Genomic DNA, 19,692 nt, shown 5'->3' on the forward strand with positions numbered 1-19,692 from the left:
AATCATGGCCAAGGTTTCAAGTCCGACCCCTGCCGCGGCCAGAGGCGAAGTTCAGGCAGGAGCGACGCAGGACAAGACGCCGGGGTTCGATCCCGCCATTGCCCCGCTTGAGACAGACGCAGAGGCCGCGGACACACAAAATCCGGTCGCTGGGACAAGTCCGCCGCGCAATCGTCCAGAATTCGAAAACGATGCCAGCTTTGCCAATGCCATGCGCCCGGTCGAAGGCGAGCCGGAACTGCGGCCTGGCGCCAACTGGCCGGTTTTGGTGATTGCAGCTGTCGTTTTGATAGCAGCCGTGGTTTTCCTGGCGGCAAGCATGCTGCGCTGAGAACGATCCCGACGATGCAGCACCCCACGGCCTATTCATGGAGGTCTGGTGCGCCCTTCATGCCTGAGAGTTCGGTCATTGGGCACAGCAGCCGCGGTCGCGCGGGATCGGAAATGTCGAGCTTGTCCCAAGGGATGCGATATAGACCGTCGCGGCGGCGCAATCGGAAAAGATCCAGCACCGCCACGCCTATGGCCGAGGCCGAAAGACGCTCGAAAGCGGCGTAGACCCCGACATGGAATTCGGTGACGACGAAATCGTCACCATCCCGTTCGGCGTGGATCTCCTCGATATAGCCGACATTCTTGCCGCGCTGCGAGAGTACGCGTCGCCCAGCCAGATGCTCGAGATTGACCGTGGTCATCATCAAGCTCCCGGAATGCGCTCGATGACATGGTCGCGCAACCAGTCCTGCCAGGCGAAGATCGACGTTTCTCGCACATCGATGTCGAACTCGATATCGATGCCGATATCTTTGACCTTGTGCCAGGCGATCCGATGGGGTTCGCCATGCTGCTTGCCACCCAGCTTGACCGCGAGCCGCGCCATCCAGCGCCCAGGCCCTGCGCCGAGGCGACGTGCCAGGGTGATGGAGCCGAGCTCGATGGCAATGATCCGAGGCGGCTTGCCAGGCCGCAACTCCGCCACCAGCCCGTCGNAGCCCGTCGACCTTGCCGATCTTGATCTGCTCGCGGTCGACCACCTGCTTGTCGAGGAGATCACGCAGCAACTTCATCATGTGCCCCCGAATATCTGCAGCGGGATGGTCACCACCGCCAGTACGAAGCCAAGCGCGATGATGAAGATGACGGCGGCATTCGACAAAAAGCCATTGCGATGCTCGCCGACATAACGTTTGTCGTTCAGCAGAAACAGGAAAGGAACGACCGTCAGCGGCAGGCTGGCTGCCGTCAGCGCCATGGAGAAGATGGTGAGCCTCAGCGGATCGAGACCAAGCGCGATGGGAATAGCCGCCAAAAGCAATGATATCGTGTAGGTGGCGCTGAAACCCGGATCGTCGCGCGGCTTGCGATCCTCGCCCCAATTCCAGCCGAAACCCTGGGCCACAAGATAGGCCTGTTGCAACCCGACCTCTAGTGCGGCGCCGAAGCAGGCAATGGCGAGGGAGGCAACAAACAGCACGAAGCCCCAGAAGCCGAATATGGATATCAGCATCAACGGCAATTGGTGATAGTCGTCCACCTGGGTGACGCCATGCGTGGCGAGCACGAGAGCGGCCACGATCAACACGCCGATCGAGATGGTCCCCCCGAAAGTCATGCCCAACCCCGCTATGGCCCGATTGGCTCCGAGATAGCTTTTGTCCCACCTGTCCTCGATGGCCCCCGAGGAATAGAACATGAAGAGGTAGGGCGATATCGAGGCGCCGAGAATGCTCACCGCCATGAACCAGTAATTGGCGGCATCGTGGACCGGCAGCGAAGGCACGGCGCCCCTTGCGACTGCCGTCCAATCGGGTCTCAGCATCACCGCTCCGACGACGAAACACAGCGTCACCAGACCGAGAATAGATACGCCCTTCTCGATGAAGCCGAAGGTGCCTTTCCAAAGCAGCAGCCACGCCAGCAAAGCCACCGGCAGTGCCCACCACTGGAAGCCTATGCCGGTGGCAAATTCGAGCGCAATGGCGACGCCGCCGATCTCGGCGGACAGCACCAGGAAATTGACCAGCAGGGCGGCCAGCAACGGCCATAGAAAGACGTTGAAGCCGAATCTCTCGCGGATGCCGTCGGAGATCGTGTGATGGCTCACGGCCGCGAACCGGCCGGACATTTCGACAAGGAAGATGATGCAGATGGTGCCTAGCACCACCGCCCAGATCAACTGGAAGCCAAACATCGCGCCTGCCTGCGCCGCCGTCGCCATGGACCCAACTTCGAGGAAGCCGCCGACGCTGGTGACGACGCCGAGGGATATTTCCATGAGCTTCTTCATGGCTTCGGCGCGAAATACTTGGCGTAGGCGGTAGCGAGCGAACGCGACGCCAGCCGTAGATCCTGTTGCGCGTCTTGGACTTCCGGCCGGTCGCCCGCCTGCAATCCGGCCTCTGCACGCGCCACCGCGACCGACAAATCGTAGACTGCCTTTGTCAGTGAAGCTTGCTCGGCGGGTTCACTGGTTTGCGCGGACCGGATTTGCGCCCCGGCGTCGGCAAGCGTCTCGCCGATCGATTGCAGCGTACCCACCGTGTATGCGGTCGGCGCCGCCCCTGCCGCCCAGGCGTCCAGCGCCATCAACACGGTCTGCGATGCGGAGGCCGCTGTTCGTGATTGCTGCTCGATCTGATCGGAAGATGAGCATGCCGACAACATCAGCAACAGCAAGCACAGGCAGTCGTGCCTGAGATAGCGGCGTCTAACGATCAAATCAGGCGTTTGGTGCGCCACCGAATAGTCTCCCCCGACCCAACAAAACCGTGGCCGGCGTAAATCTGATCTAGAGCACTCGTCGGGTCCGTCAACGACCGCGCCCGCCGATCCGGAGCACGAGGCGGCGAGCCAGGTCCCGATCGGTTTCAATTGCCGCACCAGCGTAAGCTGAAGGTCAGGCGGGGCGATCCCCGTTCGGCGCGTCTTGGATTCTGTATTCGTGAATGAGGCCGAGAACCTGAGTTCTGACTGTATCGCGCGCGTCGGGCTGGATGAAAAACATCAGCCGTTCGACCGCTTCCACGACTGCTTCCGGCAGATCCGAAACCGCATCGGTGAATTCGCTGCCATGCTCGTACATATTGTCCGTCAGCTTCTTGTCGAGGTCGGAAAGGATGCCCATCATCCACACTCCAGATCGGTGCTGTATTGAACTCAGTTCGGCAGGGTCACCGCGAGGTCGCCCTCTCCTGTTGCTGCCGGCCGTCGATCACTGTTGCCCCGGCATTTCCGTGTTTTTCCTGGGATTTTTCTGGACGCCCGCAGCCGGGGCGGTGTCCGCCGGGGCATAGCCGCCCTGGTTCTGCTCCGGCGCACGTTTCAGCGGGGAGGTCTGCCAGCCCATGTCAACGTAGAAAAAGCCGACGATGAAACCGACAATGATGACCGCCGCTATCACCAGCGAGATTATTGCGTTGCGTCGCTCCATAGGCCTAGTCGCCACTTGGCTTTGGAGATGCGGGCTGCGTTGGCTGCGTACCTTGCTGGTCGCCGCCGGTGCTGGTCTGCGGCGTCGGGTTGGTGTCCGTCGTGGGATTCTTGTCCACCGGCTGGCTGTTCGTAGTGTCCGTCTTGGACTTGGCCGGATCGGCATTGTCGTTGCACCCCGCCAAGGCGAGTAATGCCGCTGACATCAATAGCACTGCTCTCATGCCGATTTCTCCTGGCTGAGTTCGGGCGAAGCCGCCTGCCAATGACCTATTCGGTCGAACCGCACCGAAAGCCCCTGTTTGACCGCGCTTCTAGCCAGCAAATGGTCCAGTTCGGCGTCTTCGATCGGACTTCGTACGACTTGGCGAATGGCCTTGCAGGCAAGTTCCGTCGAGACGAAATCATATCTCCTGCTCCTGGCGACAACATATTGTTCGACCAGCATTTTCACGCGCCTGAGCGCGATTTCTTCGGCGTATTGCATTTTATTCCTCCTGCGCCCCGAACTGCCGAACGGGTTTGTTGTTCCAAAACATGATTGTCGAGGTGATTAGATGCTCGCGCTTTCCGATAGAAAGCGCGAGCGGATCAGGCTGAGGGGACCCGATCGTGCAGCATCAAACAAGGGGAGCAACGATGCTGCATGATATCGAACTCGCCCGGACCTGAGTTGTTCCACCTCTCCACGCCGCGTGTTCATTGAACTCAAGAACAAATCCTTGTCACGGCCTGCATACGGCCACGCATTCAACCTCTCCGTACGGAACAATCCGTCCCGACAGTGGTTCGGCCGAAGCGAAGCTCGGAGGACGAGATGACGAATGAAAAATTGGCCGTGGTGACGGGCGCCTCGAGCGGCATTGGGAAGGAACTCGCCAAACTGTGCGCCAAGGACGGCTACCACCTGATGCTAGCCGCCGACGAGCCCGCGATCCAGCAGGCAGCTGAGGCGCTCGGTTCGCATGGTGTGACTGTCGAAGCCATCGAGGCCGATCTGGCGACCGAGGAGGGTGTCGATCGTTTGATCGCCGGGATCGGCGATCGCGATGTCGACCTGTTGTTCCTGAATGCCGGACGTGGGCTCGGCCGTGGTTTCGTCGATCAGGATTGGAAAAAAGTACGCCGCATCATCGACACCAACATCACCGGGACAGTCTATCTCGCGCATCAACTCGGAGTCAGGATGGCACGCCGCGGCCGAGGCCGCATTCTCTTCACAGGATCGATCGCTGGTTTCATGCCGGGCACTTTCCAGGCGGTCTACAACGGCACCAAGGCTTTCATCGATTCCTTCTCGATCGCACTGCGTCATGAGTTGCAGGCCACAGTCACCGTGCTGATGCCCGGGGCAACGCAGACGCGGTTCTTCGAACGCGCCGAAATGATGGATACCAAGGTCGGCGCCGATGAGAAGGACAATCCCGCCGATGTGGCCGAGGCCGGCTACGAGGCGATGATGGACGGTGAGGAACAAGTCATCAGCGGCTGGAAGAACAAGCTGCAGGTCGCCGCGGCACATGTGACGCCGGCAGGCACGCTGGCCGAACAGCACCGCAAGATGGCCGAGCCGGGTTCTGCCTCCAAAGGCTGACCTTCAGCCTTCACGCCAGAACCAAAATGTCGGGCAGACTCTTCTGCCGACCTTCTTCCAAGGCAGGAGCACCATCATGAAAGCGCTCACGTGGCACGGCAAAGGCGACATTCGATGCGACCAGGTGGCTGATCCCGCCATCGAGGATGATCGTGACGTCATCATCAAAGTCACCTGTTGCGCCATATGCGGCTCGGACCTGCATCTGATGAACGGATATATGCCGACGATGGAGTCGGGCGATGTGCTCGGACACGAGACGATGGGCGAGGTCGTGGAAGTCGGCAGCGGCCATTCGAAATTCAGAAAGGGCGACCGCATCGTGGTGCCTTTCAACATCTCATGCGGCGAATGCTGGTTTTGCCAGAAGGGGCTGTTCTCGCTTTGCGACAGGTCCAATCCCAATGCCAAACAGGCTGCCGAAGTGATGGGACAATCCCCGGCTGGCCTGTTCGGCTATTCGCATCTGGTCGGCGGCTATTGGGGAGGGCAAGCCGAATATCTGCGCGTTCCTTTCGCTGATGTCGGTCCGATAAAGGTGCCCGAGGGAATGGACGACGAACAGGTGCTGTTCCTCTCCGACATCTTTCCAACCGGCTATATGGCGGCTGAAAACGCCGGCATCGAGCCAGGCGAAACCGTCGCCATCTGGGGTTGCGGTCCGGTTGGTCAGTTCGCCATTCAGAGCGCATGGATGCTCGGCGCCGGCCGCGTCATTGCCATAGACAAGGTGCCGGAGCGGCTGGCGATGGCTCGCGAGCACGGCAAGGCCGAGACGCTCGACTTCAGCAACTCCGATATCTACGACGCCTTGATGGCGATGACCGATGGCCGCGGTCCGGATCGCTGCATAGACTGTGTCGGTACCGAGTCGGATCCCGGCGCCAGTGCCGACTCCATGCTCGACAAGGTCAAGGCTGCCGTCTATCTCGGCACCGATAGGCCGCATGTATTGCGCGAAGCAATTTACTCCTGCCGCAAAGGCGGCACCATCTCGGTGCCCGGCGTCTATATCGGCCTCGTCGATCATATTCCGTTCGGCGCCGCCATGAACAAGGGACTGACCTTCCGGATGGGTCAGACGCACACGCAACGCTATCTCGAACCGCTCCTGGCCATGGTACAGAAGGGCGACATCGATCCCTCCTTCGTGATCACGCACCGGGCAGACCTCGAAGCGGGACCGGACCTCTACAAGACGTTCCGTGACAAGCAGGATGGCTGCATCAAGGTGGTGATGCGACCGCATGGCTGAGATGTCGGTATCTTGCGCGGGGTCCACCTTGCGCGGATTCCCCGCCAAGGATAGCACCGACGCTGCCGAGGAACCTGGAACTTTCGACCGTGGCGGCGGTTGACCCGCAGAATAAACTCAGGGCGACGAGACTGTCGTGCCCGCCCGCTGCGAAGGAAGTTATCGCCATGAGCAATGAGAATCCCACATCGAAACCCAGCGTCCGGTCGCCAAACGCCGATGCTCTGCCGCACCCGAGACGGGACGCCAGTGACACAGATGCCGGTGCCAAGCCGCTGACGCCGAAAACCGCCGGCACATCCCGGCCATCGGCCCCGCCGCTGGACAATCCGGTTGCCAATCGAAACGCCGGGCGGCCGCGTCAGGCGAGCACCACGCCTAGGCCGACCGACAAGCCCCTGGACTGATCGAAACCGGCCTCTTGAAATCACAGCGAGTGTTTGTCGGGACGAAGCGATGCCAGGTCGGCCAGGGTGTTGAGAAGTGCAGCGTCGCCTGCCGGTTTCGGCACGAATTTGCAGTTTCGGAAGGGTGTGGGAACGTCGCGCGGCCCAAATCCGGTCATGAATGCGAAGGGGATGCCGCGAGCCAGCAATGTTTCGGCCACGGGCAGACTTGTTTCACCGTTCAATTGAATGTCCAGCAGCGCCACGTCGGCTTTGCCTGCATCGATAAGCTGACGAGCCGCGGCGACCGACGAGACCGGGCCGATCACCGGATAACCCGCCGCACGCAGGCGAGACGCGACGTCTTCGGCGATCAGCCATTCGTCCTCGACCACCAGAACGCGCGGCCTGTCGTCGCTCACGGCGCCTCCTTGTGATTTGCCGGAAATGCGATCTGGACGCTGAGGCCGTCCTTGTGGAACGCGGTCTCGACATGGCCGCCGAGCCTGTAACCGATTTCTCCCTGCAACAGGGTCAGGCCAAAGCCGTTGTCCAACGGCGCCTCTACAGGAGGGCCGTTCTTTTCGCGCCAGCCAAATGTGAAACTGTCATGGTCGATCGACCATTGCACACTGACCTTGCCGTCGACTTTTGACAAAGCGCCATACTTGGCCGCATTGGTGGCCAGTTCATGAATGGCCATGCTGAGGGAAAGCCCCTGTTGCGGGCCTAATTTCACGTCTGCGCCATCGAGTTCAACCCGCTCGATGCCGAATGGTTCGAGCTCCTGCTGGAGCAATTCCCTGACCGAGGCTTCCTTCCATCTCTCCCGGGTCAGCAGGCCGTAGGCCCGCGACATGGCATGCAGGCGGCCGATCAGCGCATCCGCGAACTCCTCCTTCGTATCAGAACTTTCCCGCGTGCGGCTTGCAATGCTGGCGATCACCGCAAGCATGTTCTTGACCCGGTGGTTAAGTTCCGAGATGAGCACCTGCTGATGCTCTTCTGCCTGTGCCAGCGTGGTGACATCGACAAGTGTCACCACCACGCCCTGGATCCTGTTGCCCTTGTCCCGATAGGGATTGATGCGGACCATGTGGAACAAGCCCCTGGCATCGCGCGGCAGATGGTGATTCAGGATCTCGCCTGTCTCGAACACCTTGTCGATGTGCTGCTTCAACTCTGGGTAGTCGAGTTGGCTCGACAAATCCGTCAGCGGCCGGCCAACATCGGAGGGGCGCAGGCTGAAGAAGGATGACGCCGCCGGCGTGAAGGTGCGGACCACAAGGCTGCGGTCGAGGAAAATGGTCGCTATGTCGGTGCTTTCGAACAGGTTGCGCAGATCGCCGTTAGCGTGGTTGAGCTCTTCTATCTTGGCCGTCAACTCGGCGTTGATCGTGTTGAGTTCCTCGTTGAGCGACTGCATCTCCTCCTTCGAGGCTTCGAGTTCCTCGTTGGTGGATTGCGCCTCCTCATTGACGGAGACGAGTTCCTCGTTGGACGATTTCACCTCCTCCAGCGCGGTCTCGTATTCCTCGATCATCGATTGCAGGCGCTCTCTGGTATCGCGCAGTTCCCGCTCGAGATCGGCGGTGCTGTCACTGTCACGGCTGCCGCCGTCTTCCTCTGAGCGGGCCTGCGTCGGGCCCGACGGCTCGAAAAGGACAAGGTAAAGCGGCTCGCCGTTGCCGCGTTCCGCGAGCGGCTCGATCGTCAGCCTGATCGGCTGGACCCGTTCGTCGTCTTCCTCCACGGTGAGGTTTTCCCGCACCACTGTGCGGCGCGTGGTCGTCGCTTCGCGCAGTGCGGCGCGGAGATCCAGCCGCAGCCCACGCCTTGCCATCGTCAGCAACTGCCGGCTGGGAATCCCTTGTGGCGCTTCGAGATATCTGCCGGTCCTGGCCGAATAATAGACGACATCGCCCTCGGCGTTGACCAGGACATGCGGCGGCGCGAACCGTTCCAGCACCTGCGCCTCCACTGCCTGCCGCAAGGGATAGCCGACAAGTCCCTTCTTCGAGCCGGCGCTTTCGGATGGGAAGACGCTGGAATGACTTTCCCCGATCAGGGCCGGCAGTCTGATGTGCGGTGAGGCATGCTCCCGCGCATGGAAGATGCGATGTTTCTTGTCGACGGTGGCGAACAGATCGTCGTGCTGCCCGACGCTTTCGGAGGTGCCAAGGAAAAGGTAACCGCCGGGCTTCAGCGCATAATGGAAGACAGGGATGACGCGGTTTTGGATGATCGGGCCGAAATAGATCAGCAGATTGCGGCAGGAGACCAAGTCCATGCGCGAGAAGGGTGGATCGCGAATGACGCTGTGCGGCGAGAAGATGCACAGTTCGCGTATCGCATTGCTGATGACATAGCTTTCGCCATCGCCGTTGAAAAACCGCTGTTTGCGTTCGGGAGAAAGACCTTGCAGCAAGGCTTCCGGATAGCGTGCCGCCCGCGCCACCGCCAGCGCCGGCTCGTCGATGTCGGTGGCGAATATCTGGACGCGCGGAACGACCGTAAGCTTCTCCATGTGTTCGCGCAGCAGGATGCCGATGGAGAACACCTCCTCGCCCGTGGCGCATCCGGGAACCCAGACCCTGACGGTGTCGCTGGCGGTCTTGCCTTCGAACAGCTGCGGTATGATCTTTCGCTCGAGCAACTCGAAGGCATCGGGGTCGCGAAAGAAGTTGGTGACATTGATCAGCAGATCGCGAAAAAGGTTCATCACCTCGCGAGCATCCTTCTTCAGCCAGTCTATATAAGCGCTGATGGAATGGACCTGGGCGATCTGCATGCGCCGCTTCACGCGGCGCAGGAATGTCTTGGTCTTGTAGCCCGAGAAGTCGTGGCCGGAGTGGCTGCGCAGAATGGCGTATATCTGTTCTCGCACCTTATCGATGTCGGCCGTGTGGTCGCCATCTTCTTCCGCCAGCCCTTCCAGCGGGTCGAAGCCGCGGGCGAAAGCCTCCAGCTTCGCCCCGATCTCCTCGGCGGGCACAGCGACATCGACGAGTCCGCTGGCAATAGCGCTCTGCGGCATGTCGGGATTGCGCGGCCCGTAGCCGTCCGGCGCTTGCGCGACGGTAAACCCGCCCCGCTCCTTGATGGCCTTGGCGCCCAGGGTTCCATCGGAGTCGCCGCCCGACAGGATGACGCCAACGGCATATTCGCCCTGGTCTTCACCCAATGCGGCGAAGAAGATATCGATGGGCTTGCGCTCCTGGGTAAGCCCATTCGGCCGGCGGAGGTGCAGCACCCCCGATTCAATGGCCAATGTCACGTTTTGCGGCATCACATAGACGTGGTCAGGTTCAACCACCATGCCGTCCTCGATCACAATGACAGGCATGTCGGTGTAGCGGCTGATGACCTCGTGCAACAGGCTTTCGCGCTTGGGGCTGAGATGCGTGATGATGACGAAAGCCATACCAGGCTGACCGGCCACGCCTTTGAACAGACCTTCCATCGCGGGAATGCCGCCCGCGGACGCGCCTATGCCCACGATGGGAAACCTTTTCGGTTGGGCTGTCACGTCATGTCCCCCTTTCGCCGACCCGACCTGAAATCCCCTCAAGGCCGGCGGACAGGACACAACCATATAGCGCGCAAGACGGATGGAACAAGACGTCAGGGATGACGTTGAACCCGATATCAATGGTGGTTCAATGACAAAACGATCTGCTGACATAAAACTCCCGACGCCGGTGGTATCAGGGGAGCCTGGATCGCTTGGAAGTTCCCATGCTGGGGCCGTCCCTGATCGCATGCTGGCGCTTACGAGACGGTTGCAGGCGGCCTTGGACGACAGAATTCGGAAGGCAAATCCGCTGCATTCTAATCTCCGTTCCAAGAAAGGATGACGACGTGCGCGACCTGCGGGGGCTGCATATTCTGATAGTCGAAGACGAATGGGCGATGGCGGGAGATCTTGCGCGGTTTTTCAGCAATATGGGTGCCATCATCCTCGGTCCCGCTGCAACCGTCGAACAGGCATCCAAACACACCGGGACGGCTGAAGCTGCAATCCTCGACGTCAATCTCAATGGCCGACGCGTGTTTCCAATCGCCGATGAGTTGATGCGCCGGGGTGTCCCCTTCGTGTTCTTCAGTGGCGATGACGACATCGCCATTCCCGATCATCTCCGCTACGCCAGCAATTTGCGGAAATCCTCGGGCAGCCAGGCGGTGTTCAACGCGCTCTTTCCCCCGCAGGCATCTGGGCGAGCGGCCCCCGTGCCGGACCCCTCCGACGACGTCTTCGCGCTTTTGCCCAAACTGCGACTTGCGGCGCGCCTTTTGCTGGCAGACGTCGAGGCATCGGATCGGCTCGTCGAGAGGACGCTCGAGCAAGCGATCCGGGATGTCGACCGCAGACAGCTTGGTCAATCCACTGAAAACTGGCTCAACGACATCATGCAAGAGATGGCGAAAACCCGCGGCGCAAAACTGATGCATTAGTTTGTTTTCCAAGACCTCTCAGGCTGAAGTGCTAAGCCGCGGGGCCGTCATTGTTCACCACATCTCGAAAAATTGGCCGTACAGATAGGCCGCTTGACCGGCGTCATCAGCCCTTCTGATTGCGCTCGACGAACTTGTTGAAACGGCTGGCTTTCCCCTCACCGGTCTTGGCCTGATACAGAAAGGCCAGATCATTCTCGTCGAATATCCGGAAGAACTCGTCCCATTCGATGGGCTCGAATGCTTCCTCGGGCTCGCCGAAGTCAATCCGCAGGATACCGCCCTCGCCTTTGGTGCGCACCACCGCCGGCCGGCCGTCCCGCTCCTCGGCCCATTTGCGAATTTCGTCATGGTTGGTGGTCGTTTGCGACTGAGACATTGAAATCTCCTTTGATCATCGGCGTTGCCACATAGGACACGCGGGCTGTCGGGCGTCCTAACAGCACAAGCACGTCAATGTTCCAGAACCGCGCCGTGATCGCGCTGCGCCGGCTCCCAATGGGACCGGCCAAAGGAACTTTGTTGAAGCAAGGGAACAAACCTTTTGCCGAAAAGTTCGGGGCGCCGAGGTTACTTGTCTGAGGAGTCGTCGTGAAACGCATATTGGTTACAGGAGGCTGCGGCTTCATCGGCCGGCATGTCGCACAGGAACTCGTCGAGCAGGATTATTCGGTTCGCATCCTCGATGCGCTGCTGGAGCAGGTGCATGCGGGCGAAGCCGTCGCGCTTCCCGCCGGGACCGAACTGATCAAGGGCGACGTCCGCGACCGGGAGGCGGTCGCCAGGGCGCTGGAAGGTGTCGACGCGGTCATTCATCTGGCGGCGGAAGTCGGCGTCGGACAATCGATGTACGAGATCGCGCGCTATGTCGGCGCCAATGATCTCGGCACCGCAACGCTACTTGAAGCATTGATCAAGCACCCGGTCGAACGGATCGTCGTCGCCTCGTCGATGAGCGTCTATGGCGAAGGGCTCTATGCAACGCCAGACGGCCGGCGTGTCGACAATGCTCGGCGCAAGGCGAGCGACATCAGGAGCGGGCAATGGAACCCGCTGTCGCCAGAGGGAGACGCCCTCTCGCCGCTGCCGACGGACGAAGAAAAGCCGGTCGATCTCGCCTCCATCTATGCGCTGACAAAATACGCACAGGAACGCGCCGTGCTGATCTTCGGCGAGGCCTATGGCGTCGATGCGGTCGCGCTGCGCCTGTTCAATGTCTTCGGCGCCGGCCAGGCGTTATCCAATCCCTATACCGGCGTGCTGGCCAACTTCGCTTCGCGTCTCGCCAACGGCCAACGGCCAATGATCTTCGAGGATGGCGAACAGAAGCGCGATTTCGTCCATGTGCGTGACGTCGCCCGCGCCTTTCGCCTTGCTCTGCAGCAACGCCAGGCAAGGGGTCATGTCATCAACATCGGCAGCGGCCGCGCCTATGCGATCGGCGAAGTCGCGCGATTGCTGGCCGAAGCCATGGGGACACCGAACCGCTCGCCGGAACTGCTCGGCAAAGCCCGCTCCGGCGATATCCGGAACTGCTTCGCCGATATCTCCAAGGCCCGTGAGCTGCTCGGTTTCGAGCCGGTGCGGCAACTGGAGAATTCGCTCGGCGAGTTCGTTTCCTGGGTGCGTAACACGTCCGCCGTCGACCGCGGCGCCGACATGAAGCGCGAGCTAGAAGAACGTGGGTTGGTCTCATGAACACACGCAATCGACGCGACGCGCCGGTCGCCATCGTCGGCGGCAGCGGCTTCATAGGATCGAACCTCGCCGACAGCCTGTTGTCGGATGGCGAGCCGGTACTGGTGATCGACAATCTCAGCCGTCCGGGCGTCCAGCAGAACCTTGAATGGCTGGCGCAAAAACACGGTGGTCGCCTCACGGTGGAGACGATCGACGTGCGAGACGCCAACGCACTGGCGCCTGTCTTGATGGTTTCCAGGGCAATTTTCCATCTGGCCGCGCAAACCGCCGTCACCACAAGCCTGGTCCAGCCGGGCGAGGATTTCGACATCAACCTTCGCGGGACGTTCAACGTTCTGGAGGCCGCGCGGCTGAGCGGTGAGCATATCCCTGTGATCTTCGCCAGCACCAACAAGGTCTATGGCAGCCTGCCCGACGTAGCGGTCCGCGAGGATGGCGATCGCTATGTGCCTTGCGACAGCGTCATCCAAGGGAACGGCATCGATGAGGCTCGGGGCCTGGACTTCTGCACGCCCTACGGTTGCTCCAAAGGCGCGGCGGATCAGTATGTGCTCGACTATGCCAAATCTTACGGCATGCCGACGGCGGTTCTGCGGATGAGCTGCATCTATGGACCGCGCCAGTTCGGAACCGAGGACCAGGGCTGGGTCGCACACTTCCTGCTCAGCGCGCTGACGGGACGCCCAATCACCATTTACGGCGACGGCAGGCAAGTGCGCGATATCCTGCATGTCTCCGATGCCGTCGCCGCCTACAGGGCCGTGCTCGATCGCATCGAGACCACCAAAGGCCAGGCATTCAATCTTGGCGGCGGCCCGGAAAATGCGGTCAGCCTGCGCAGGTTGTTGAGCGAAATCCGTAGCCTGACCGGCCATGATCTTTCAATCCGCCATGATGGGGAACGCACCGGCGACCAGCCCTTCTTCGTCGCCGACACCCGCAAGATCAAAACCGCGCTTGGCTGGATGGCCCATGTTTCATGGCGCGAAGGCATCCGCGACCTCGCCGACTGGCTGCAGCGCCATCGGCTCGAGCCTCGCCCTGAAGCCGTGAGGTACGTTGCATGAAAATCGCCCTGGTGAACCCGTCCTGGACGTATGATGACAGCATTTATTTCGGCTGCCGCCAACCGCATCTGCCGCTGGAACTCGGCTATTCGAAGGCCCTGCTCGAAGCCGCCGGACATCAGGTGCTGATGCTGGATGGCCAGTTGCAGAAGCTCGACAATTCCGGTCTCTGCGAGCGGGTGGCTGATTTCGCCCCGGCTATGACCGTCGTCAGTACCGCCCCGACCTATCTGTTCTGGCGCTGCGCACCGCCGGAATTGCGTGTGCCGGCCGATTTCCTCAACCGTCTGGCCGGGCGCGGTGGACGCACGGTCGCGGTCGGGCCGCACGGCTCGGCGACGCCGGCGCCAACCTTGCGCAAGCTCGGTGTCGACATCGTCGTGCGCGGCGAATGCGAAGAAGTCGTCGAGCAACTTGCCCAGCGCGACGATTGGAGCGCGGTGCCCTCAACCGCTTATCTACGGGACGCCAAGGTGGTTTCGAACGGCGGCGTCCACGCCAGCTCGTTTATCGATCATCCGCCACTCGAATGGCCAGCGGACTGGATCGCAGCCCATGCGCATCACCATCACAGGTTCGATGACAATCAGGTCGGGTTCGGCGCGGAAGTCGAGGCATCGCGCGGCTGTCCCTACAATTGCAGCTTCTGCGCCAAGATCGATTTCCGCGATGCCTATCGCCGTCGAAACCACGAAGCGGTGGTAGCGGAGATCGATCGGCTGATTGCCCAAGGTGTCGGCTACATCTACTTCATCGACGAAATCTTCCTGCCGCAAAAAGCGTTGCTGGAAGCCTTGGTCGATCGCGACGTGAAATTCGGCGTACAGACCCGCATCGATCTGTGGAAGCCCGAGCTGCTGGAATTGCTGGGCGCCGCAGGCTGCGTCTCCATTGAAGCCGGTCTCGAAAGCCTGACCGTCGAAGGCCGGGCAATGCTGGCCAAGCGCTGCCGGCTGGGCACCGAGGAACTCGCCGCGCTGCTCGTCGACGCCAGACGTCACGTTCCATTCGTCCAGGCCAATCTGATCGGCGTGGTCGAGGATGATCCCGCCCTAGTCGAGCACTGGCGAACCCACCTGATCGACCACGGCGTATGGGCCAACGAACCTGTGCCGCTTTACCCGTATCCGAGTTCGCCCAGCTACCGCGAGCTTTGGGGCGAACCCGACGACCTTGCCTGGGAACGCGCCCATGACCACTACCTCGCATCTTTCCAGAAATTCAGTGACATCCAGGAGAGGCGGCCGCGGCCGCTGGCGGAACTGGAGGCGACATGTTGCGGACACTGACGCCGCGCTCGCGGCGCATCCTGATGACCGTCGATGCCGTGGGCGGCGTATGGCGCTATGCCCTTGATCTGGCGCGCGAACTTGTGAACGGCGGCGACAGCGTGGTGCTTGCCGGCCTCGGTCCGCAACCGTCGAGGCAGCAGGCCGAGGAGGCGGAGGCTTTCACGACGCTGATCTGGTTGAATACGCCGCCGGATTGGATGACCCGCAACGGCGGCGACCTCGACGCGCTGCCGCGGGAATTGCTTGCGCCCATGCGCGACCACGCCATCGACCTTGTCCATTTCAACGCGCCGACGCAGGCATCGGGATTCGATGCGCCATGCCCAGCCGTGGTGGTCTCCCATTCCTGCGTGACGACATGGTTCCACGCCGTCAGGAAACAGGCGGTGGATGGCGCATGGGCCTGGCAGAAGGAGCGCAACAGGCGCGGCTTGGATCGGGCCGACGCAGTCATTGCGCCGAGCCGCAGCCACGCCGACATGCTTGAGACCTGCTACGGCCCGATCGCGCGCCTGCACGTCGTGGCGAATAGCGCCCGCCCCGTCCCGAATGCCGAAAAACGTCAACCGCTCGTCTTCGCCGCCGCCCGTTGGTGGGACGAGGGCAAAAATGCGGCGGTGATCGACCAGGCCGCGTCACTGACGCAATGGCCCATCTTTGCCGCCGGTTCGATGCACGGTCCCAACGGCGGACGTGCCGGCTTCAGCTATGCCGTTCCTCTGGGAGCACTGCCGTCTCACGAGGTGCGCTCCTTGATGGCGCGCGCCGGTATTTTCGTGTCGCCATCGATCTATGAGCCATTCGGTCTGGCCGCGCTGGAAGCTGCCATGTCGGCAACGCCACTGGTGCTTTCCGACATCGCAACCTATCGCGAACTATGGGACGGGGCCGCGATGTTCTTTGATGCGCGCAATCCGCACGACCTCGCTGCCTGCCTCAATCGTCTCTCCAGCGACGCCGAATTCAGGCAGGAGCTCGGCCAGGCAGCCATGCGACGGAGCCGCCGGTTTACACTGGTCAGGCAAGCGGCGGCCATGCGAGGCGTCTACGACAAGGCGGCCCTGGCCATGGCGGGGCGCTGACCATGCGCTTTCTGTTCTACACCCACTCGGTCGTTTCCGACTGGAACCACGGCAATGCCCATTTCCTGCGCGGTATCATGCGGGAACTGGTCGCGCGCCGGCACCAGGCGGTCGCGCTGGAGCCCGCGGACGGCTGGAGCCGTTCGAACCTGCTGGCCGAGAAGGGATCCTTCGCTATCGAACGCTTCCGCAAGGATTTCCCAGAACTGATGCCGGTGACCTACGATGCCGGGTTCGATCACGAAGCGTGGATCGCTGAGGCCGACGTTGTGATCGTTCATGAGTGGACGGATCCGGAGCTTGTCGCACGCCTCGGCCGTGCCCGGGCCGCTGGCGGCAACTTCATCCTTCTGTTTCATGACACCCACCACCGGGCCGTATCGGCCACCGAGGCAATCTCGGCGCTGCGGTTGGAGCACTATGACGGCGTTCTCGCCTTTGGCGAGGCCTTGCGCGAGAGCTATCTGCGCGCCGGCTGGGGCAAGCGCGTCTTCACCTGGCATGAAGCCGCGGACGATCGCCTGTTCAAGCCGCACCCGGAGATCCACGTCACGTCCGATCTGGTCTGGATTGGAAACTGGGGCGACGATGAACGAACCGTCGAACTCAGGGAGTTTCTGATCAAGCCGGTCCGCGATCTCGGCCTCGAGGCCACGGTGCACGGCGTCCGCTATCCCAAGCCGGCGCTCACGGACCTAGCCGCCGCCGGACTGCGCTATGACGGATGGATCGCCAATGCCGACGTGCCGAAGGCGTTCGCCGCGCATCGTGTCACCGTCCACATCCCACGGCGCCCCTATCGTGAGGGTTTGCCCGGAATTCCGACGATCCGCATGTTCGAGGCGCTCGCCTGCGGCATTCCGCTGATTTCAGCACCATGGTCCGATGTCGAGCAGCTGTTCAGGCCCGGCGTCGACTTTCTGTTTGCCCACAATGGCTCGCAAATGCGGCAACACCTGCGGGCGGTATTGGCCGATGCGGATTTCGCGGCTTCCCTGGTGACTTCGGGTCTCGAGACCATCCGCTCGCGGCACACCTGCTCGCACCGCGTCGACGAGTTGTTCGGCGTGCTCACGGAATGCACAGCCGAACACACCATCAACAAGACCACCGCAAAGGAAGCCGCCGCATGAAGATGGCATTCTACGGATCGAGCCTCTTGTCGTCCTACTGGAACGGTGCCGCGACTTACTATCGCGGGTTGCTGAAGGCGCTTTCCCAATTGGGCTACGAAATCACCTTCTATGAGCCCGACGTCTACGACCGGCAGAAGAACCGCGACATCGAGGCGCCTGACTGGTGCACTGTGGTCGTATATGAAGCGACCCAGCACGCACTGATGCAGGTCGCGGCACGCGCCGCCAGCGCCGACATCGTCGTCAAGGCGAGTGGCGTCGGTTTCGAGGACGAGGCGCTGCTGCGCGCCGTCCTCGACCACGCCCGCAGCGACGCGCTGGTGGTATTCTGGGACGTGGACGCTCCAGCAACCCTTGCCCAGCTGCGCGACGAACCGGACCATCCGCTCCATGGCGCCCTGCAAGAAATCGACCTTGTGCTGACCTATGGCGGCGGCGACCCCGTCGTCTGGGCCTACCGTGCCATGGGGGCGAACGAATGCGTGCCGATCTACAATGCGCTCGATCCCCAAACGCATCACCCGGTCGCCAGCAATGCGCGTTTCGCTTGCGATCTGGCGTTCCTGGGCAACCGGCTGCCGGATCGTGAGGCACGCGTCGAAGCGTTCTTCCTCGATCCCGCAAGCCAGCTTCCGAAACAGCGTTTTCTGCTCGGCGGATCTGGCTGGGGGGACAAGCCGCTTCCCGCCAACGTCGGCTGGCTTGGTCACGTTGGCACCCGCGATCATAATGCCTTCAACGTCACACCCAAGGCAGTGCTGAACATCAGCCGCGACAGCATGGCCGTAAACGGTTTTTCACCGGCCACGCGTGTCTTCGAGGCGGCTGGCGCCGGTGCCTGCCTCATCACCGACGCATGGCTGGGCGTGGAACTGTTCCTGAAACCAGGCGAGGAGATCCTGGTGGCACGCGACGGCGGCGATGTCGCCGAGATCATGCGCTCGCTGACCTCCAGTCGTGCAAAAGCAATCGGCCAGGCCGCACTTTGCCGCGTGCTGGCCGACCATACCTACGCGCTGCGGGCGGACGTGGCCGATGCCGTCTTCAAACGTCATTTCGAGCAGGGGACCGTGGAGGCAGCGGAATGACCAAGCAATTGAACATCGTCTTTCTCGGCCTGTCGCTGTCCTCGTCCTGGGGAAACGGCCACGCCACGACGTTTCGAGGCCTGCTGAAAGGTCTGCACGAACTCGGCCACCGCGTGACCTTTCTGGAGCGCGACGTGCCGTGGTACGCCAACCACCGCGATCTGCGAGATCCGGATTTCTGCGCCTTGCGCTACTACGAAACCACTGCGGAGTTGCAACGCGACTACGCCCGGTGCCTGGAGCAGGCCGACATCGTCGTCATCGGCTCCTTCGTGCCGGAAGGGCGCGTGGTCATCGACATCGTCGCTTCATTTTGCAAGGGGCGCTTCTGCTTCTACGACATCGACACACCGGTGACCGTGGCGCAGCTTTCGGCCGATGATTGCGATTATCTGAGCTGGCGGCAGATTCCGTATTTCGATGTCTACTTCTCGTTCACCGGCGGGCCGATGCTTGGCCATCTGGTGGAGGAGTTCGGCGCGCGCCGAGCCGAACCGCTCTACTGCTCGGCCGACCCGGAACGGCATCACCGGACCGGCGATCCGATCCGCTGGGATCTCGGCTATCTCGGCACCTACAGCATGGACCGGCAGACAACGCTGAACGCTCTGCTGCTCGAGCCCGCACGGCATATGCCGAACCTCCGTTTCGTCGTGGCCGGCTCCCAATATCCATCCGACATCATCTGGCCGGACAATGTCGAACGCATCGAACATTTGCCGCCCGCCGATCANATATGCCGGACCGCCGTTTCGTCGTAGCGGGCTCGCAATACCCATCCGACATCACCTGGCCGGACAATGTCGAACGCATCGAACATTTGCCGCCCGCCGATCATGCCGCGTTCTACAGCCGTCAGCGCTACACGCTGAACGTCACACGCAGTTCCATGATCGCTGCCGGATGGTCGCCCAGTGTGCGCCTGTTCGAAGCGGCTGCTTGCGGCACGCCCATCATCAGCGATCGCTGGCCAGGGCTCGACAGCTTCTTTCCCGCATCGGCGATCCACACCGCCGGAGAAACGGACGCTGTCGTCGAGATCCTCTTCGGCGAGTCCGAGCGCACACGCCGGGCCATGGCCCGCCGGGCCCGCGAACGCGTCCTCGCATTCCACACCGGTGCGGCCAGGGCCCGCGAATTCGTGGCGGCGTTGACACAGCCAAGGGCGGCGGCCCTCGATTTCGACATCGGAAGCGCAGCATGACCG

General features: G+C 61.7%; 20 protein-coding genes and 2 pseudogenes. 11 read left to right on the plus strand and 11 right to left on the minus strand.

Annotated features, from left to right (window positions below; genetic code table 11):
* Positions 1-4: 4 nt before the first annotated feature.
* Positions 5-331, plus strand: coding sequence for a hypothetical protein (locus X735_RS160555; protein ID WP_023809457.1), 327 nt, complete (start codon positions 5-7; stop codon positions 329-331).
* Positions 332-362: 31 nt separating this feature from the next.
* On the opposite strand, the gene X735_RS160550 is transcribed toward X735_RS160555, so the two are convergent.
* From X735_RS160550 to X735_RS160520, 8 genes and pseudogenes are all read right to left on the minus strand, one after another.
* Positions 363-698 (minus strand): hypothetical protein, encoded by a 336-nt coding sequence (locus tag X735_RS160550; RefSeq protein WP_245273093.1) that lies wholly within the window; start codon positions 696-698, stop codon positions 363-365.
* A pseudogene (locus tag X735_RS01000000165550) lies at positions 698-1,067 on the minus strand (hypothetical protein). Before X735_RS01000000165550 ends, X735_RS160550 begins: the two are co-directional and overlap by 1 nt.
* Positions 1,067-2,287, minus strand: coding sequence for a divalent metal cation transporter (locus tag X735_RS160545; RefSeq protein ID WP_023809459.1), 1,221 nt, complete (start codon positions 2,285-2,287; stop codon positions 1,067-1,069). Before X735_RS160545 ends, X735_RS01000000165550 begins: the two are co-directional and overlap by 1 nt.
* A complete protein-coding gene (locus tag X735_RS160540; protein WP_023809460.1) occupies positions 2,284-2,739 on the minus strand; it encodes a hypothetical protein in 456 nt (151 codons plus the stop codon). The genes X735_RS160545 and X735_RS160540 overlap by 4 nt, the downstream gene beginning before the upstream one ends.
* Before the next feature lie 157 nt (positions 2,740-2,896).
* A complete protein-coding gene (locus X735_RS160535) occupies positions 2,897-3,127 on the minus strand; it encodes a hypothetical protein (protein ID WP_031212583.1) in 231 nt (76 codons plus the stop codon).
* 84 nt (positions 3,128-3,211) lie between these two features.
* Positions 3,212-3,430: a hypothetical protein gene (locus X735_RS160530; RefSeq protein ID WP_023809462.1), complete on the minus strand. Its 219-nt coding sequence runs from the start codon at positions 3,428-3,430 to the stop codon at positions 3,212-3,214.
* 4 nt (positions 3,431-3,434) lie between these two features.
* Entirely contained in the window at positions 3,435-3,653 is a 219-nt protein-coding gene (locus X735_RS160525; RefSeq protein WP_023809463.1) for a hypothetical protein, read from the minus strand.
* Positions 3,650-3,916, minus strand: a complete 267-nt coding sequence (locus tag X735_RS160520; RefSeq protein WP_023809464.1) for a hypothetical protein — start codon at positions 3,914-3,916, stop codon at positions 3,650-3,652. Before X735_RS160520 ends, X735_RS160525 begins: the two co-directional genes overlap by 4 nt.
* 330 nt (positions 3,917-4,246) lie before the next feature.
* Between X735_RS160520 and X735_RS160515 the strand changes: the two genes are divergently transcribed.
* Entirely contained in the window at positions 4,247-5,023 is a 777-nt protein-coding gene (locus X735_RS160515; protein WP_023809465.1) for an SDR family NAD(P)-dependent oxidoreductase, read from the plus strand.
* Between the two features lie 76 nt (positions 5,024-5,099).
* Positions 5,100-6,278 carry a zinc-dependent alcohol dehydrogenase gene (locus tag X735_RS160510; RefSeq protein ID WP_023809466.1) on the plus strand — a complete coding sequence of 393 codons (1,179 nt, stop codon included), beginning with the start codon at positions 5,100-5,102 and terminating at the stop codon, positions 6,276-6,278.
* 427 nt (positions 6,279-6,705) lie between these two features.
* Here X735_RS160510 and X735_RS160505 read toward each other — a convergent pair whose 3' ends face one another.
* Together X735_RS160505 and X735_RS160500 are read right to left on the minus strand one after the other, a co-directional pair.
* Positions 6,706-7,086 carry a response regulator gene (locus X735_RS160505; protein WP_023809467.1) on the minus strand — a complete coding sequence of 127 codons (381 nt, stop codon included), beginning with the start codon at positions 7,084-7,086 and terminating at the stop codon, positions 6,706-6,708.
* Positions 7,083-10,193, minus strand: coding sequence for a CheR family methyltransferase (locus tag X735_RS160500; RefSeq protein WP_023809468.1), 3,111 nt, complete (start codon positions 10,191-10,193; stop codon positions 7,083-7,085). The genes X735_RS160505 and X735_RS160500 overlap by 4 nt, the downstream gene beginning before the upstream one ends.
* 332 nt (positions 10,194-10,525) lie before the next feature.
* On the opposite strand from X735_RS160500, the gene X735_RS160495 reads away from it, so the two are divergent.
* Positions 10,526-11,119 (plus strand): response regulator, encoded by a 594-nt coding sequence (locus X735_RS160495; protein WP_023809469.1) that lies wholly within the window; start codon positions 10,526-10,528, stop codon positions 11,117-11,119.
* A 106-nt stretch (positions 11,120-11,225) separates the two neighbouring features.
* Here the strand turns inward: X735_RS160495 and X735_RS160490 are convergent, their stop codons facing one another.
* The gene (locus X735_RS160490) at positions 11,226-11,498 is read right to left on the minus strand and encodes a hypothetical protein (RefSeq protein ID WP_023809470.1); all 273 of its coding nucleotides are present in this window, start codon (positions 11,496-11,498) and stop codon (positions 11,226-11,228) included.
* 212 nt (positions 11,499-11,710) lie between these two features.
* On the opposite strand from X735_RS160490, the gene X735_RS160485 reads away from it, so the two are divergent.
* The 7 genes and pseudogenes from X735_RS160485 (at position 11,711) to X735_RS1000000166725 (ending at position 19,689) form a co-directional block, all read left to right on the plus strand.
* Positions 11,711-12,817 (plus strand): SDR family NAD(P)-dependent oxidoreductase, encoded by a 1,107-nt coding sequence (locus tag X735_RS160485; RefSeq protein WP_023809471.1) that lies wholly within the window; start codon positions 11,711-11,713, stop codon positions 12,815-12,817.
* Positions 12,814-13,887: an NAD-dependent epimerase/dehydratase family protein gene (locus X735_RS160480; protein WP_023809472.1), complete on the plus strand. Its 1,074-nt coding sequence runs from the start codon at positions 12,814-12,816 to the stop codon at positions 13,885-13,887. Before X735_RS160485 ends, X735_RS160480 begins: the two co-directional genes overlap by 4 nt.
* Positions 13,884-15,176 carry a TIGR04295 family B12-binding domain-containing radical SAM protein gene (locus X735_RS160475; RefSeq protein ID WP_023809473.1) on the plus strand — a complete coding sequence of 431 codons (1,293 nt, stop codon included), beginning with the start codon at positions 13,884-13,886 and terminating at the stop codon, positions 15,174-15,176. The genes X735_RS160480 and X735_RS160475 overlap by 4 nt, the downstream gene beginning before the upstream one ends.
* On the plus strand, positions 15,161-16,261 hold the full coding sequence (locus X735_RS160470; protein ID WP_023809474.1) for a glycosyltransferase family 4 protein: 1,101 nt from the start codon (positions 15,161-15,163) through the stop codon (positions 16,259-16,261). The genes X735_RS160475 and X735_RS160470 overlap by 16 nt, the downstream gene beginning before the upstream one ends.
* 2 nt (positions 16,262-16,263) lie before the next feature.
* Positions 16,264-17,394, plus strand: coding sequence for a glycosyltransferase (locus X735_RS160465; RefSeq protein ID WP_023809475.1), 1,131 nt, complete (start codon positions 16,264-16,266; stop codon positions 17,392-17,394).
* On the plus strand, positions 17,391-18,485 hold the full coding sequence (locus X735_RS160460) for a glycosyltransferase (protein ID WP_023809476.1): 1,095 nt from the start codon (positions 17,391-17,393) through the stop codon (positions 18,483-18,485). Before X735_RS160465 ends, X735_RS160460 begins: the two co-directional genes overlap by 4 nt.
* Positions 18,482-19,689 (plus strand): annotated as a pseudogene (locus tag X735_RS1000000166725) (glycosyltransferase). Before X735_RS160460 ends, X735_RS1000000166725 begins: the two are co-directional and overlap by 4 nt.
* The last annotated feature ends 3 nt before the right edge of the window (positions 19,690-19,692 follow it).

The sequence above is a fragment of the Mesorhizobium sp. L2C084A000 genome, assembly GCF_000502875.1.
GTDB lineage: Bacteria > Pseudomonadota > Alphaproteobacteria > Rhizobiales > Rhizobiaceae > Mesorhizobium.